This window comes from Polynucleobacter antarcticus, from assembly GCF_013307245.1.
GTDB lineage: Bacteria > Pseudomonadota > Gammaproteobacteria > Burkholderiales > Burkholderiaceae > Polynucleobacter > Polynucleobacter antarcticus.
In genome coordinates this window covers 1,166,484-1,180,133 of sequence record NZ_CP028941.1, presented here as the reverse complement: position 1 = coordinate 1,180,133, position 13,650 = coordinate 1,166,484, and the positions used below count along the sequence as shown (strand labels likewise).

Annotated in this window: 12 protein-coding genes; 10 read left to right on the top strand and 2 right to left on the bottom strand. The window is 42.0% G+C overall.

The genetic code is table 11. From position 1 onward, the window contains the following. Positions 1–102 precede the first annotated feature (102 nt). The 6 genes from DCO16_RS06175 to DCO16_RS06155 all read left to right on the top strand — a co-directional run bounded on the left by DCO16_RS06175 (position 103) and on the right by DCO16_RS06155 (position 6,893). A complete protein-coding gene (locus DCO16_RS06175) occupies positions 103–345 on the top strand; it encodes a hypothetical protein (RefSeq protein WP_173942839.1) in 243 nt (80 codons plus the stop codon). Between the two features lie 181 nt (positions 346–526). Continuing rightward, positions 527–850, top strand: a complete 324-nt coding sequence (locus tag DCO16_RS06170) for a site-specific integrase (RefSeq protein WP_173942838.1) — start codon at positions 527–529, stop codon at positions 848–850. 78 nt (positions 851–928) lie between these two features. Then, on the top strand, positions 929–2,476 hold the full coding sequence (locus DCO16_RS06165) for a class I SAM-dependent DNA methyltransferase (RefSeq protein ID WP_173942837.1): 1,548 nt from the start codon (positions 929–931) through the stop codon (positions 2,474–2,476). 10 nt (positions 2,477–2,486) lie between these two features. Beyond that, the gene (locus tag DCO16_RS11210; protein WP_217426636.1) at positions 2,487–3,482 is read left to right on the top strand and encodes a restriction endonuclease subunit S; all 996 of its coding nucleotides are present in this window, start codon (positions 2,487–2,489) and stop codon (positions 3,480–3,482) included. Positions 3,483–3,561: 79 nt separating this feature from the next. Further along, positions 3,562–3,792 carry a restriction endonuclease subunit S domain-containing protein gene (locus tag DCO16_RS11205; protein ID WP_217426635.1) on the top strand — a complete coding sequence of 77 codons (231 nt, stop codon included), beginning with the start codon at positions 3,562–3,564 and terminating at the stop codon, positions 3,790–3,792. Positions 3,793–3,794: 2 nt separating this feature from the next. Then, positions 3,795–6,893 carry a type I restriction endonuclease subunit R gene (locus DCO16_RS06155; protein WP_173942836.1) on the top strand — a complete coding sequence of 1,033 codons (3,099 nt, stop codon included), beginning with the start codon at positions 3,795–3,797 and terminating at the stop codon, positions 6,891–6,893. A gap of 119 nt (positions 6,894–7,012) precedes the next feature. Here DCO16_RS06155 and DCO16_RS11200 read toward each other — a convergent pair whose 3' ends face one another. Next, positions 7,013–8,425: an HNH endonuclease gene (locus tag DCO16_RS11200; RefSeq protein WP_217426634.1), complete on the bottom strand. Its 1,413-nt coding sequence runs from the start codon at positions 8,423–8,425 to the stop codon at positions 7,013–7,015. Further along, positions 8,425–8,802: an HIT family protein gene (locus DCO16_RS06145; protein ID WP_173942835.1), complete on the bottom strand. Its 378-nt coding sequence runs from the start codon at positions 8,800–8,802 to the stop codon at positions 8,425–8,427. Before DCO16_RS06145 ends, DCO16_RS11200 begins: the two co-directional genes overlap by 1 nt. Positions 8,803–8,873: 71 nt before the next feature. On the opposite strand from DCO16_RS06145, the gene DCO16_RS06140 reads away from it, so the two are divergent. From DCO16_RS06140 to DCO16_RS06125, 4 genes are all read left to right on the top strand, one after another. After that, positions 8,874–10,547, top strand: a complete 1,674-nt coding sequence (locus tag DCO16_RS06140; protein ID WP_173942834.1) for an ATP-binding domain-containing protein — start codon at positions 8,874–8,876, stop codon at positions 10,545–10,547. 231 nt (positions 10,548–10,778) lie between these two features. Beyond that, the gene (locus DCO16_RS06135; protein ID WP_173942833.1) at positions 10,779–11,612 is read left to right on the top strand and encodes a MerR family transcriptional regulator; all 834 of its coding nucleotides are present in this window, start codon (positions 10,779–10,781) and stop codon (positions 11,610–11,612) included. Beyond that, positions 11,605–12,957, top strand: coding sequence for a vWA domain-containing protein (locus tag DCO16_RS06130; protein WP_173942832.1), 1,353 nt, complete (start codon positions 11,605–11,607; stop codon positions 12,955–12,957). The genes DCO16_RS06135 and DCO16_RS06130 overlap by 8 nt, the downstream gene beginning before the upstream one ends. Positions 12,958–13,015: 58 nt before the next feature. Then, positions 13,016–13,645 carry a GIY-YIG nuclease family protein gene (locus DCO16_RS06125; protein ID WP_173942831.1) on the top strand — a complete coding sequence of 210 codons (630 nt, stop codon included), beginning with the start codon at positions 13,016–13,018 and terminating at the stop codon, positions 13,643–13,645. Positions 13,646–13,650: the final 5 nt, after the last annotated feature.

Genomic DNA, 13,650 nt, shown 5'->3' with positions numbered 1-13,650 from the left:
ATGGACGGATTTATCAATGCATTCTATGGAGATCCCCCTCCAGCTAAATGAGCAAATTTATCAAAAGCGATCGATTTAGCTGTTGAATTATTAATGGGGGAAGTGCCTGAAAAAGAGATTGCAATTCTTGGTGCAAAGCTAGAGAGTGGTCCCATTCCCTATTCAACTGAAGATTTGGCTTTATCTATCGCCCTAAATTTCTTTAAGGATGCTCAAAATATTTCCTCATTAGGCAATGCCCAGATGATGGCAAGAATGACTATGTTGGAGTGGTTGCAGGAAAATAAGGTAGCACCAATATTAGCGAAAAGCTTTGAAGATACTTTATATAAGCTCTACAAATAAGAGTCTGCACCGTTACAATTTGTATCGGTGATTTGAGGGTTTAAGTTCTTTAAGTAACGATTGATTTCTTTCAAATCAGGTAGATGCTTTTATAAGGAATTTTGTCTTAATTAAACCCACTAATGATGACTATATCTTTAGAAACAAAGAGTGTAGAAACTTAGGTGATGTACTAAACCATATGTTTGATAACTACTTATCAGACCATGGCTTGTTAATTGATACCAAGACCAATCAAAAGCGGGTGTTCTATAGCCTACGGCATACCTACGCTACTTTGTCTCTTACGCATGATGGCGTACCCATTCATACGCTGGCTAAGCAAATGGGTACTAGTGTATTAATGATTGAGCGTCACTATAGCCACTTACAGGTAATACAGGCTATTGAGCAGCTAAGGGGTAGCGCCACCAGAAAGCTGATTGAAGTAGATACCAAGGATGAGGAAAACTACAAGTCCGCCAAGCAGGCTAAGAAGAATAGAGAGCTAGCAAAGCTTATGTAGTGCGTAGGTAGTATTAAATTTGATAGTAATTTAGGTGATAATGTCTCATAGACAATACCCCTAAAAAGAAATCAAATTATGCTGGACGACATTAAAAAGACCCTTTGGGCAACGGCAGACAAGCTACGTGCCAATATGGATGCAGCTGAATATAAGCATCTTGTTCTTGGCTTGATATTTGTTAAGTATATCTCGGATACTTTTGCAGCAAAACAGCAAGAACTTAATCTTCGATTACGCGATCCCAAGGATGAGTATTTCTTTGGCGAGGCAAATGATGCACAAATTAAAGCTGAATTAGAACAGCGAGACTATTTCACCGAAGCAAACGTATTTTGGGTTCCTGAATCCGCTCGTTGGGAAACCCTCAGAGCGGCAGCTAAGTCTACGGATATTGGCAAGCGTATTGATGAAGCCTTAACGGTTATTGAAACTGAAAACCCTAAGCTAAAGGGAATTTTAGATAAACGGTATGCCCGCGCTCAATTGCCTGATGGAAAAATGGGTGAGTTGGTAGATTTAATCTCTACTATTGGCTTTGGCGATAACCCAAGTACTGCTCGTGACATATTGGGGCAGGTTTATGAGTACTTCTTAGGAATGTTTGCTAACGCTGAAGGTAAGCGTGGCGGACAGTTCTATACGCCAGCTTCTATTGTTAAGACTCTAGTTGCAGTTCTCTCGCCGCACGAAGGCAAGGTCTATGACCCTTGCTGTGGTTCTGGTGGAATGTTTGTTCAGTCGGAAAAGTTCATTGAGGCTCGTGGTGGCAAGATCGGTGACGTAGCTATCTATGGACAAGAGGCTAATCCAACTACTTGGCGTTTAGCTGCAATGAATCTAGCTATTCGTGGAATCGACTTTAATTTAGGTCGGGAGCCTGACGACACCTTTACCAAGAATCAACACCCAGATTTACGAGCAGATTTCATCCTTGCCAATCCACCTTTTAATATAAGTGATTGGTGGCACGGTAGCTTAATGGGTGATCCTCGCTGGGTCTATGGCGAGCCTCCACAGGGTAATGCTAACTATGCTTGGTTGCAGCATATGCTGTATCACCTCAAGCCGACTGGACGTGCTGGCATCGTTCTAGCTAATGGAAGTATGAGTAGTAACACTAATAACGAAGGCTCTATTCGAGCTGCAATGGTTGAAGCTGACGTAGTGGAAGTGATGGTTGCATTGCCAAACCAGTTGTTCTTCAACACTCAAATTCCAGCCTGTTTGTGGTTCTTGGTTAAACAAAAAACCAAGCGTAGGGGTGAAGTGCTATTTATTGATGCACGCAAAGTTGGGTCAATGATTAGTCGGGTACAGGCTGAATTTACTGATGAGGTGATATCGAAAATTGAGCAGACTGTTGCGGCTTGGCGTGGTGAAGGTGGCGTATATGAAGATATTGCGGGATTTTGTCGGAGTGTTTCACTGAAAGAAATCGCCGATCTCGGTCACGTATTAACCCCTGGTCGATATGTAGGCGCAGAAGATGTAGAAGATGATGACGAGGCTTTTGCTGAAAAGATGCAAAAACTTTCTGAGAAGTTGGGTGAGCAGATGGCAAAAGGTGCTGAGTTAGATGCATTAATTCGCCAAAATCTTAAGAGCCTTGGATATGATCTCTAAGCGGATTGAGTTGACTCTCAAAGAGTGCCTGATCAAGGTAGTAGATAACCGTGGTAAAACACCACCCATTTCAGATGCAATTTCGCCATATCCATTGATTGAAGTGAATGCGATTGTTGGGGCTGCTAAAAGTCCTAACTTTTCCGCCATCAAAAAGTTTGTAACTGAAGGAACCTATAAAAATTGGTTTCGTGCTGGACACCCATTGCCCGGAGATATTATTTTTTCTACGGTCGGCTCTATAGCTGAAGTCGCTCTTTTTGAAGCTGGAAATGGATGTATTGCACAAAATCTTATTGCGCTTAGGCCAAATTTAGAGATAGTTTTGCCTGATTTTCTTTACTATTCTCTAGTCCATCCTAAGATGCAGTCATATCTTAAGACTTTAGACATTAGCTCTGTTCAGCCAAGCATTAAAGTTCCTCACTTACTCGCTACTAAAATTACTATTCCGTCTTTGGCTGAGCAAAAGTTTATAGGCGATTTCCTATCGAATTTTGATAGCCGTATTAACCTCCTGCGTGAAACCAACGATACTCTCGAATCCATAGCCCAAGCCTTATTCAAATCTTGGTTTATAGACTTTGATCCAGTCCACGCTAAAGCGAGGGGACTTATGCCCGAAGGAATGGACGAAGCAACTGCTGAATTATTTCCTGATAGCTTTGAAGAGACAGAGTTAGAGACGGTACCAAAAGATTGGAGATTATTTGTAATTTATGACCTTGCAACTTTTATCAATGGTGCTGCATACAAAGCATTTGAGCCCAATATGTATAGACGAGGCTTACCGATTATCAAAATTGCTGAACTTAAGGCTGGCGTTACAGAAAATACTGCATATTCAAATATCGAGATGCCAAAAAAATATCGAATTGAGACAGGTGATATTTTATTTTCTTGGTCAGGAAATCCCGACACATCTATTGATACTTTTGTGTGGTCCTTTGATCCCGGTTGGTTAAACCAACATATCTTTAGAGTTCTACCACATCCAAAAAAATGAGAGAGCCTTTGTTCTTCAGGCACTTAGATATTTACGTCCAGTTTTCGCTGAGTTAGCAAGGAACAAGCAAACAACAGGCTTGGGCCACGTCACAGTAGCTGATTTAAAGCGATTACGAATTACTAAACCCGAGCAAAAAATTCTTGATGCATTTGAAGGGGTTGTTGGAAGCATTCAGCATCAGATTTTTCAAAATGCAATGCGAGTAAACACACTTGTTGACCTTCGCGACACATTGCTGCCACAATTGATTTCTGGACAGCTTCGTATTGCTGATGCTGAGACAGAAACTGAAAATGTACCTCCCTAATAATGACAGAAGATCAACTCGAACAAGAGACGCTTGAATGGTTAGTAGATGTCGGGTATACGCATCTTTATGGCCCAGATATTGCTTTTGATGGCCTATCACCCGAACGAGATGATTATCGGCAAACAACGCTCCCGTTTCGTTTGCGTGAAGCAATCAATAAGTTAAATTCAAATATTCCACCAAATGCTCGAGAAGATGCCTTTAAGCAGGTGGTTGATTTAGGTATTCCTGCTTTGTTATCGGCAAACCGTGAATTCCATAGACTACTAGTAACTGGCGTTCCAGTTCAGTATCAAAAAGATGGTGAAACACGGGGCGACTTTGTTCGATTAATTGATTGGGCTGATGTTGTAAATAATGAGTGGTTGGCAATTAATCAATTCACGATCAAGGGACCGAAACACACGAGGCGTCCCGATATTATTTTGTTCGTAAATGGGCTACCGCTTGTACTGATTGAACTAAAAAACCCAGCTGATGAAAATGCGGATATTTGGAAGGCATACGATCAGATACAAACTTATAAAGAGCAGATCTCCGACGTATTTCAATATAACGAGATATTGGTTATATCCGATGGAACAGAAGCGCTCTTAGGTTCTTTATCCTCTAATCCCGAGCGTTTTATGGCTTGGCGCACTATTGATGGTGCAATCCTCGACCCTCTAGGTCAATTTAATGAGTTACAAACTTTAGTTCGTGGCTTACTGGCACCCGAGTATTTTTTAGATTATCTGCGCTACTTTGTACTATTCGAAGATGATGGCCAATTAATTAAAAAGATTGCTGGTTACCATCAATTTCACGCAGTAAGAGCTGCCATTAATCAGGTTGTTAAGTCCTCTAGACCTGACGGTAATCATAAAGGTGGAGTTGTTTGGCATACGCAGGGTAGCGGTAAGAGTATTACGATGACTTGCTTTGCAGCTAGGGTTATGCAAGAGGCTGCTATGGAAAACCCAACCATTGTGGTGATTACTGACCGTAACGATTTAGACGGCCAATTGTTTGGGGTTTTTAGCCTAGCGCAAGACCTTTTACGTGAGCAGCCAGTTCAAGCAACTAGTAGGCAAGATTTAAGAGATAAGCTGGGTAACCGCCCATCGGGTGGCATTGTGTTCGCTACGATCCAAAAGTTTATGCTCGATGATGATGAAACTGCTTTCCCGGTCCTTTCTGATCGTAGCAATATCGTAGTCATTGCAGATGAAGCACATAGAACCCAATATGGCTTTGAGGCAAAACTAAAAGGTAAACCTGGAGAAGAGCGTTATCAGTCGGGTTATGCGCAACACCTAAGAGATGCCTTGCCTAACGCAACCTTTGTGGCGTTTACGGGAACACCAGTTAGTGGCGAGGATAGAGATACTCGAGCTGTTTTTGGAGATTACATTCACGTCTACGATATGCAGCAAGCTAAAGAAGATGGCGCAACCGTAGCCATTTATTATGAATCTAGACTTGCTAAGTTAAAACTTAAACAAGAAGATTTAACGATACTTGATGCTGAAGTTGATGAATTAGCTGAAGATGAAGAAGAAGGAAGTCAGGCAAAACTTAAGAGTCGGTGGACAGCCTTAGAAAAGGTAGTAGGAGCAGAGCCTCGTATTGCTCAAGTAGCTGCAGATATTGTTCAGCATTTTGAAGAGCGTAATAAGGCTATGGCTGGAAAGGCAATGGTTGTAGGGATGAGCCGTGATATCTGCGTTCACCTTTATAACGAAATCATTAAGATCCGTCCAGATTGGCATAACGAAGATCCTGAAAAAGGTGAGATTAAGGTGGTAATGACTGGTTCTGCCAGCGATAAAGCCTTACTACGCCCTCATATCTACGATAGTAAGACTAAAAAGCGACTAGAAAAGCGATTCAAAGATCCAAATGATGATCTAAAAATTGTGATTGTGCGAGATATGTGGCTAACAGGCTTTGATGCTCCTTGTGTTCATACACTTTATGTTGATAAGCCAATGAAGGGTCACAACCTAATGCAAGCCATTGCCCGTGTGAATCGGGTATTTAAGGATAAGCAAGGTGGATTGGTTGTTGATTACATTGGTATTGGCAATGAGTTAAAAGAGGCAATGAAGCAGTACACGGGCAGTAAAGGACGTGGACAGATTCAAGTAGATGCTCGTGAGGCATATAGCGTCTTAGCTGAAAAGTTAGATATCTTGCGTGGAATGTTGCACGGCTTTGATTACAGCAATTTCTTAACGGCTGGCCATAAAGGCTTGGCTGGAGCAGCTAATCACATATTGGGTATAAAGGACGGTAAAAAGCGATTTGCCGATACTGCTATTGCAATGAGCAAGGCATTCACACTTTGCTGCACCTTAGATGAAGCAAAAGAAGTACGTGAAGAAGTTGCTTTTATGCAAGGCGTCAAGGTCTTGCTAACAAAGCGAGATATCACTGCCAAACGTAAAACAGATGAAGAGCGTGATTTAGCGATTCGCCAAATCATTAACTCAGCCGTAGTGTCTGATAGTGTTGTGGATATCTTTGATGCAGTCGGGCTAGAAAAGCCTAATATTGGATTACTAAGTGATGAGTTTTTGGCCCAAGTTAAAAACTTACCAGAGCGTAATCTAGCAGTTGAGTTGCTAGAAAGGCTCTTGCAGGGAGAAATCAAGAGTCGCTTTAAGAGTAATGTGGTTCAAGAAAAGAAATTCAGTGACCTTTTAAATAACGTGATTTTACGTTATCAAAACCGTGCAATTGAAACAGCACAGGTAATGGAAGAGCTAATAGAAATGGCTAAGAAGTTCCGTGAAGCTACTACTCGTGGTCAACATCTTGGTCTGAGTGAAGATGAAGTGAAGTTTTATGACGCTCTTGCAAACAATGAGTCTGCTGTGCGTATGCTCGATGATGAAATCTTAAAAAAGATTGCTCACGAACTAACTGAGAATCTTCGAAAGAATATAAAGGTTGATTGGGCTGAGCGTGAAAGCGTTAGAGCTAGTCTACGTTTGATGGTTAGACGCATATTGCGGAAATACAAGTATCCACCCGATGAACAAGATGAAGCCGTAGAGCTAGTCTTACAGCAAGTTCAGGCTCTTGGTGAAGAGTGGGCTGAGATGGCAGCCTGAAGACTTAAAGCCACATAAATATTGGGCAGCTAAAATTAACAACGCCTTGAGAATTGCATCGGTATTCAAGCTGATACTGATATGTGGTTAGTTACCTTAAGCATTGGACGAAGCAGCTATTAGGCCAGAACCACATCCCTGTGGTACTCCAGGAATTTTTGCTGTTCACTTCTAAAATTACCCACATAAATATTTTTATCAATCCGCCATTTATCTAGTACTGACTTATCTAAATAACTCGATAAAATTAAACTCCCATTACCTTCAAATGAGATAAATCCCTTATCGAAAAGATGATCAATGTGAGGGGAGAGCAGTAGCCCATTGTATCCACTCAGTTTTTCAGTATCAGTTGATTTGGACCAGGGCTTGATATGACTTGCTATCAGATGTTTTGGATTTGCGACTTTCGTAACCCTGCAATAAGACTCTACTAAGCGCACATTAGCTTTAAACACGCCTTGTCCTCTGCGAGAGGTAATAATCTGTATTTTTTGAGTTTCACCAATATCGGTACGCATCTCAATTTCTGATTCAATATCATCTGCTTTTACTGGGGTGTCATATTCAACGCACTCTGATAAATCCATTACAGCAGCCTGTCCAATTGGACCTGCGAGAGAGAGTAACGCTGCTGCCATAGCCTCTGGCACTTGGGCTAAATAAATTTGATTACCCATACCATTTGCTCTTATAGGGGAATATTGACCCGGTAATGTAGGGGCTAATAGATCCATGTATTCACTGGGTTTAAAAGCGGCTGTGTTTAGCTCTTCAAATGCAACGTCTACTAGCCAACCATCGTTAAGCCAATTTGCCCCTGCAGAGCCAAAATCGGGTTTAACGCTCGATACTGCTTCATGGGTTACCACTCCAATAGCCTTGATAAAGGTATCTGCAAACGAGAACACCACGTCACCAGGTCGCATTTGGGTCATAAAGTTATATGACGGGTTGCTTCCACCATCTCTATTGGTCTTAGGTGACCACATAAAGTTACCTGGCACCTCTTGCTTATAAGTTTGGTTCTGGCTTACCCACCAATATTGACGATCAAGTAGCTTGATACTGGGGGCTGCATCTGCAAGTAGGGTAATCTGAAGTGTTTGATCAACGAATTGATTTAATAGCTGATCTGCTAACTTTTTAATCAGATCTGGGTTTTGAGCAAGCGCATCAAAGATCTCACTTTTAAATATGCTTACTACTTTCTCTTCAATGAGTTGTGCAGGTGTTGGTGTACTGATTTGGGAGAGTAAATAGGTCGGAGCTTGAATATCCCAGATGCCGTCATTCTTCAGGCGCCAGAAGGGCTCATTACGAGTATTGGAGGCATTGTTAGACCCGTATTTTTCAAGTAATCGTTTAAGGTCATGGTCGAAATCTGCAAAGAAAAAATAATTTGCATGATTATTCAGAATTTTCTCTAAAGCCAAGAGAAGCAAAATAGGCTTATGTGGTGCATAGCCATTGCCTACGCGAGCACAATTGATTTTGCTAAACAAGAGAAGAAGATCAGCTTCAATCATCATCAGGACCAATACTTCGCTTTACTTGGTATCACCCATCTCACACCACCCCTGGGATCTTCTAAATCGCCTTTGAAGCGTGGAATGAGATGAATATGTAGGTGAGGCACTGTTTGTCCAGCAGCAGGCCCATCATTGATGCCGATGTTGTAACCATCAGGCTTAAATTCTTTTTCAAGAATCTTTTGCGCTCTAGCTTGAAGACTAAGTAAACCTAGTTGCTCTTCCTCTGTAATCTCAAACCAAGATCCAATATGTCGCTTGGGGATTATTAAGGTATGCCCTGGTGATACTGGGAAGCCATCACGAATCACAAGCCCATACTCATTCGAGTCAATAATTCGATCGGCAGGAAGAGTACAAAAGGGGCAATTAGGCATATTTCAGATAGTTTATTAGCATTTATGAAGCTATTATTACTTTTATACGTAACTTCCTTAGTAAATAGGTCATGGCTCAACTTTTTCCAGAAGACTACCAATTAGCCGAAGGCGAGGTCTTGCATAAAGGAGAATTTAAAACCCTGGAAATGCTGAAAGAAGGTCTAAACGACCAATACATGGTTTTTCATGGGGTACATTGGACTAGAGTTGAAGAAGACGCAGCGATCTATGGTGAGATCGATTTCTTAATACTTAACCCTTATGGCCGCGTCTTGGCAATTGAGCAAAAAGAAACCCAAATAGAAGTGAATTTAAAGGGTGAACTTGTCCCGATTTATAAAGATGCAAACGGGCTAAGTAAGTCCTCTAGAACGATTAATTCACAAGTTAGCAGAAATATTGGTTCTTTACGCACTGAGTACCAGAATCGTTATCCAGAACAGCGCTTAGAAATTGATCATTTGCTTTATGTTCCGAATGCTAAGGTGGGCAAGAATTTACCCGCTAATATTGCGCTTGGAAGAATTGTAGATTCCACTAACCGTGAATCCTTGGTATCAATCATCAATGAGATGTTTGATAAAAATCCCATGCCTACTGGAGATCACACGGCTAAAACGCTTGATATTCAGACATTTTTCCTAGACAAGGCGGATGTGTGCCCGCAAATTGGCTTAATTGGTCAATCTGCTAGACAGAGAACCACAAGGCTGTCCAGCGGACTTGCGGAATGGGCTGAGCGATTAGATTTCTCGCCATTTAGACTTTGGGTGCAGGGTACGGCAGGCTCGGGAAAAACGCAGCTAGCTTTAAAAGAATTGCGCAAGGCAGAAGTCCAGAATAAAACTGCCATGTATATCTGCTTTAATCGATCATTGGTTGATTCTGTAAAGATGAGCGCCCCTAACCCGAAAAATTGTTGGACGTTTCACGAACTTGCGAGATTTGTGGCCGAAAGCCAAGGGCAAGTGGTTGATTTTGGTGATGAGGCCACCTTTAAACAAATAGTGGATTACTTTCTAACTCATTACGATGAGCTAAAGGAGCAACTAGATGTATTGGTGATTGATGAAGGGCAGGACTTTTACCCTGAATGGGCTTCCGTCTTATTAGAGCTAGTCAAGCCTGAGGGCAGAATGATTTGGCTTGAAGATTATTCACAAAGAATCTATGGCAGACCCTCGATTGAGCCTGAGGGATGGGTCAAACTTTCATCCCCAACTAACTATCGCTCTCCTCAGCATATTTTGACTTTGATCAATGGCCTAAATTTGACAGATGACTATCTTGAGACTGGTAATGGATATGCAGGTCTCCCTCCTGGCCACTTTGTTTATCAGGATGGAGATGTTGTCAGTGAAACATCTGATGCAGTTCAAGATCTGATTGGCCAAGGTTTTGCCCCCGAATCTATTGCTGTTCTTAGTTTTCGTGGAGCGAAGAATAGTGTATTTCTCTCGGATCAAGTTGAGAAGATCAATGGATTCTCTATTAAAAAATCTACTGGTTATGACAAGGATAGCAATTCAACTTGGTCAAGCGGAGAGCTGTTAGTTGATACCTTGTATAGATTCAAAGGGCAGTGTGCTGACGCCATAGTCTTAACCGAGATTGATTTTACGGAGTGGGATCAAGTCACAAAAAATAAATTGTTTGTAGGCTTAACTAGAGCCAGACTGACAATAAATCTAGTAATGTCTAAAGTTACTGAAAAACTCTTTATCGAAAAAGGTTTTTTATAGAATTTGGTGAATTCATTCCAGATTTTTTTCTATTCTTTTATTTCTAGCTTCCCTAGCTCACCCCTTGAGCCTTTCCTAATTTAGATTGATCTATAAGCTCCTCATCTATTCATATATGCCAAAAATAGCAATCCAATGCTATTGACACCAACAGTTATTGATGTCATATTGACAGTAATAGGTGTCAATAATGATGTTTTAGGTTAAGTATTGCTTTTAGGAGATGGTTGAATGGGATTCTTTATTAATCAATATCAAGGGTTTAGCGGCAATGCCGTGGAAATGGCCTTGCTTGCAAGTCAGTGTGCACAAAACCTGCAAATGCCAGGAGACCTAGACAAGATCAATGAACGCCTAGTCCGGTACTACGTTGCTGAAGGATTAGTAGAAAAACCCAAAAGAATAGGGCGCGATGCCCAATACGGCTATTTGCATCTTTTACAGTTATTAGGAGGCCGCTTTTTAGTCGATGCCGGTTTTCCTATGCAAAAGGTGGCCCCTTATCTAGCCTCACTCAATGAAGCACAGCTAGAGGCTCTGGTCATGAACAAGACCAAACCCAATATGGCAGAACTTTTAGTGGCTTCCTTTCGGAATGAACCTATAGAGAGAGCTCATACAAAGAAGGAAGCATCCTTACCCCAAATCCCGTGGAGCATCCCAACCCCCTCAATACGCACCAGCAACGCTATGAAAGATGGCCTCGTAGATGTACTTAGCGCAGATTTAAATGCTTTTGCCAGCCGTGTACAGGGCAGTATCGAGCCCCCCAATACGGATCACTTAAACCAATTAAATGATCAACTCATCAACTTATCTGAATCTATCAAGAACGGGATGCAAGAGATGTTGGAGCGGAGCATGGTGACTTCTGAAAAAGAGCGAGCGGTATTGAGAGAAAACTTTAAACGATTAGAGCTAATAGTTCGAGACCAACAAGCACAGTGGCAAGACCTGATGGAAAGAGAGCGCCATGAACGGCGAGAGCAATTTTTTGAACTACAAGACAAATTAAATCAATTGATAGCGATGACAGCCCAAAACAAAGGAAAAGAACATGATTAACGGAAAGCAATTAGAGGTACTGTTAGATACCCGCAAAGAAGTCGTTGCTAACAACTTAGGACAAAGCCTTGATATGCTTTTGCGCTTACGAGCCCCTGCCCAAGAGATGGCACAGGGTAATGCGCAAGAGCGTGCCTCCTTAGCAATCTCTCTCGTGATTGATCGCTCTGGTTCAATGAATTGCGGAAAATTGGCAGAGGCAAAGCGCTGCGCACTGAACCTATTGGATCGATTGTCGGATGAAGATCGCATTTCAGTAGTGATCTATGACGAGCGTGTTGAAGTCTTACTCGAGATGATGGCGGTACGTATGGCTAAAACATTCCTACCAACTCGCCTAGAGTCAGTGGAGCCTAGAGGTACAACAGCATTACATCAAGGCTGGCTAAAAGGTGCAGAAACTCTAGCCCCAGGTACTGGTCGTGGGGTTATGAGTAGAGTCATTTTGCTATCTGATGGCCAAGCTAATCATGGTCTAACTCATGTTGATTCAATTTGCGAGCAAGTGCGTGAGCTTGCCTCTGCTGGGGTTAGTACAAGTACCGTAGGAATTGGACTTGGCTTTAATGAGGAGCTGATGACAGCTATAGCTAATGCGGGGCAGGGTAATTCTTGGTACGGAGAGCGCTCAGATGATTTAGCAGAATCGTTTGATGCTGAACTGAGCTCATTAACTACCTTAGTATGGCAAGACGTTCGCGTCAAGCTTGAGACACCGCTCTTACCTCGTTTAGGACAAATCAAAGTACGTAATGATTATGTAAAAGATGCACGTGACTATTGGTGCCTACCCTCTATTGCAGTTCAGTCAGAAGTCTGGATGGGCATTTCCTTATCTATGCATGAGGTCATTCGCTTACAAGAGAGCGGTACAGTCTTGCGGTGCATTATTTGTACCATTGATCAGACAGGGCGCGAATATGAGTTTTCTGTAACGCTTCCTCAGTTGCCAGTGGTAGGCTTAGCTGAATATCGTATGGCAACTGAGAATGAACTTGTGGCTCGTCGCTTTAATGAAATAGAGTCTGCTGATATTCAGCGAGAGGCACGCGCACATGTCAAGGTGCGTAATTGGGAAGCGGTAGAAGGTTTAATTGAGGAGTTAGAGACTAAGGGAAAAGATAACCCTTGGCTTACTGAAACCGTGAAGTATCTTCGTAAGCTATTGGAATTGCGGGATCACGAAGCTATGGAAAAAGAGTTGATGTATTCCTCTAGCAAACTGAAGAACCGCTCAGCAAGCTTGAACGACTCAATGTTATTTTGTATGTCAATGGAGGCGCTAGAGCCTGCCCATCTTCGCAAGAAAGTAGCGCAGGGGCGTAATACGGATTCACAAAGCTAGTAAAAAGAATTTATGAGTTCCACTATAAATAATAACTTCTGGAGATAAGTAATCAATTATGGCTACCGTATATATATTGCTGGATCCTGAGGTGAGTTTGATCAAAATTGGACGGGCTACCAATTTTCCTGAAAGAATGGCCAGTTTGTTAACTGCCAATCCTAGGCTTTCAGTAGTCCACAAGGAGGAGACTGAATTTGCCTCTAAATTAGAAAATATGCTCCACAAGCACTTCGCATCCCATAGGGAGCAAGGAGAATTTTTTAAGGTGGAATCCGATGTGGCAATCGTTTACCTCAATAAAGCCCATCAAGTTTTAAAGGAAATGGATCAGATCAAGATCGATGATTTTCTAAAGGCGGAGGAATTAGCCGACATACGAATGCCAGACGAAAGAGATTGGCAATTAGTAAATGAGTTGAGCAGCCTAGAGTCACAGATAGCAGACTTGCAAGTTGAGCAAGAGCTTTTACGTAAGCACTTAATGCAAAGAATTGGCACAAGCGCGGGAGTATCTGGTCTTGCTACCTGGAAGATTCAGCAATCAGCGCGCTTTGATTCAAGCCTTTTTGAAAGAGACCATCCCGAATTACATGCTCAGTATTCTAAAGTTACCGCAAGCCGAGTCCTGAGATTTAGGCGTTTTTTAAGGACGGACTCATACGATACTGGAGTAGATGAAGCTTAAACAAG

Bases quoted from the DNA above. Each gene is read 5' to 3' on its own strand.
- DCO16_RS06170 (WP_173942838.1), top strand. From the start codon at position 527: ATGTTTGATAACTACTTATCAGACCATGGCTTGTTAATTGATACCAAG.
- DCO16_RS06165 (WP_173942837.1), top strand. From the start codon at position 929: ATGCTGGACGACATTAAAAAGACCCTTTGGGCAACGGCAGACAAGCTA.
- DCO16_RS06155 (WP_173942836.1), top strand. From the start codon at position 3,795: ATGACAGAAGATCAACTCGAACAAGAGACGCTTGAATGGTTAGTAGAT.
- DCO16_RS11200 (WP_217426634.1), bottom strand. From the start codon at position 8,425: ATGATGATTGAAGCTGATCTTCTTCTCTTGTTTAGCAAAATCAATTGT.
- DCO16_RS06145 (WP_173942835.1), bottom strand. From the start codon at position 8,802: ATGCCTAATTGCCCCTTTTGTACTCTTCCTGCCGATCGAATTATTGAC.
- DCO16_RS06140 (WP_173942834.1), top strand. From the start codon at position 8,874: ATGGCTCAACTTTTTCCAGAAGACTACCAATTAGCCGAAGGCGAGGTC.
- DCO16_RS06135 (WP_173942833.1), top strand. From the start codon at position 10,779: ATGGGATTCTTTATTAATCAATATCAAGGGTTTAGCGGCAATGCCGTG.
- DCO16_RS06130 (WP_173942832.1), top strand. From the start codon at position 11,605: ATGATTAACGGAAAGCAATTAGAGGTACTGTTAGATACCCGCAAAGAA.
- DCO16_RS06125 (WP_173942831.1), top strand. From the start codon at position 13,016: ATGGCTACCGTATATATATTGCTGGATCCTGAGGTGAGTTTGATCAAA.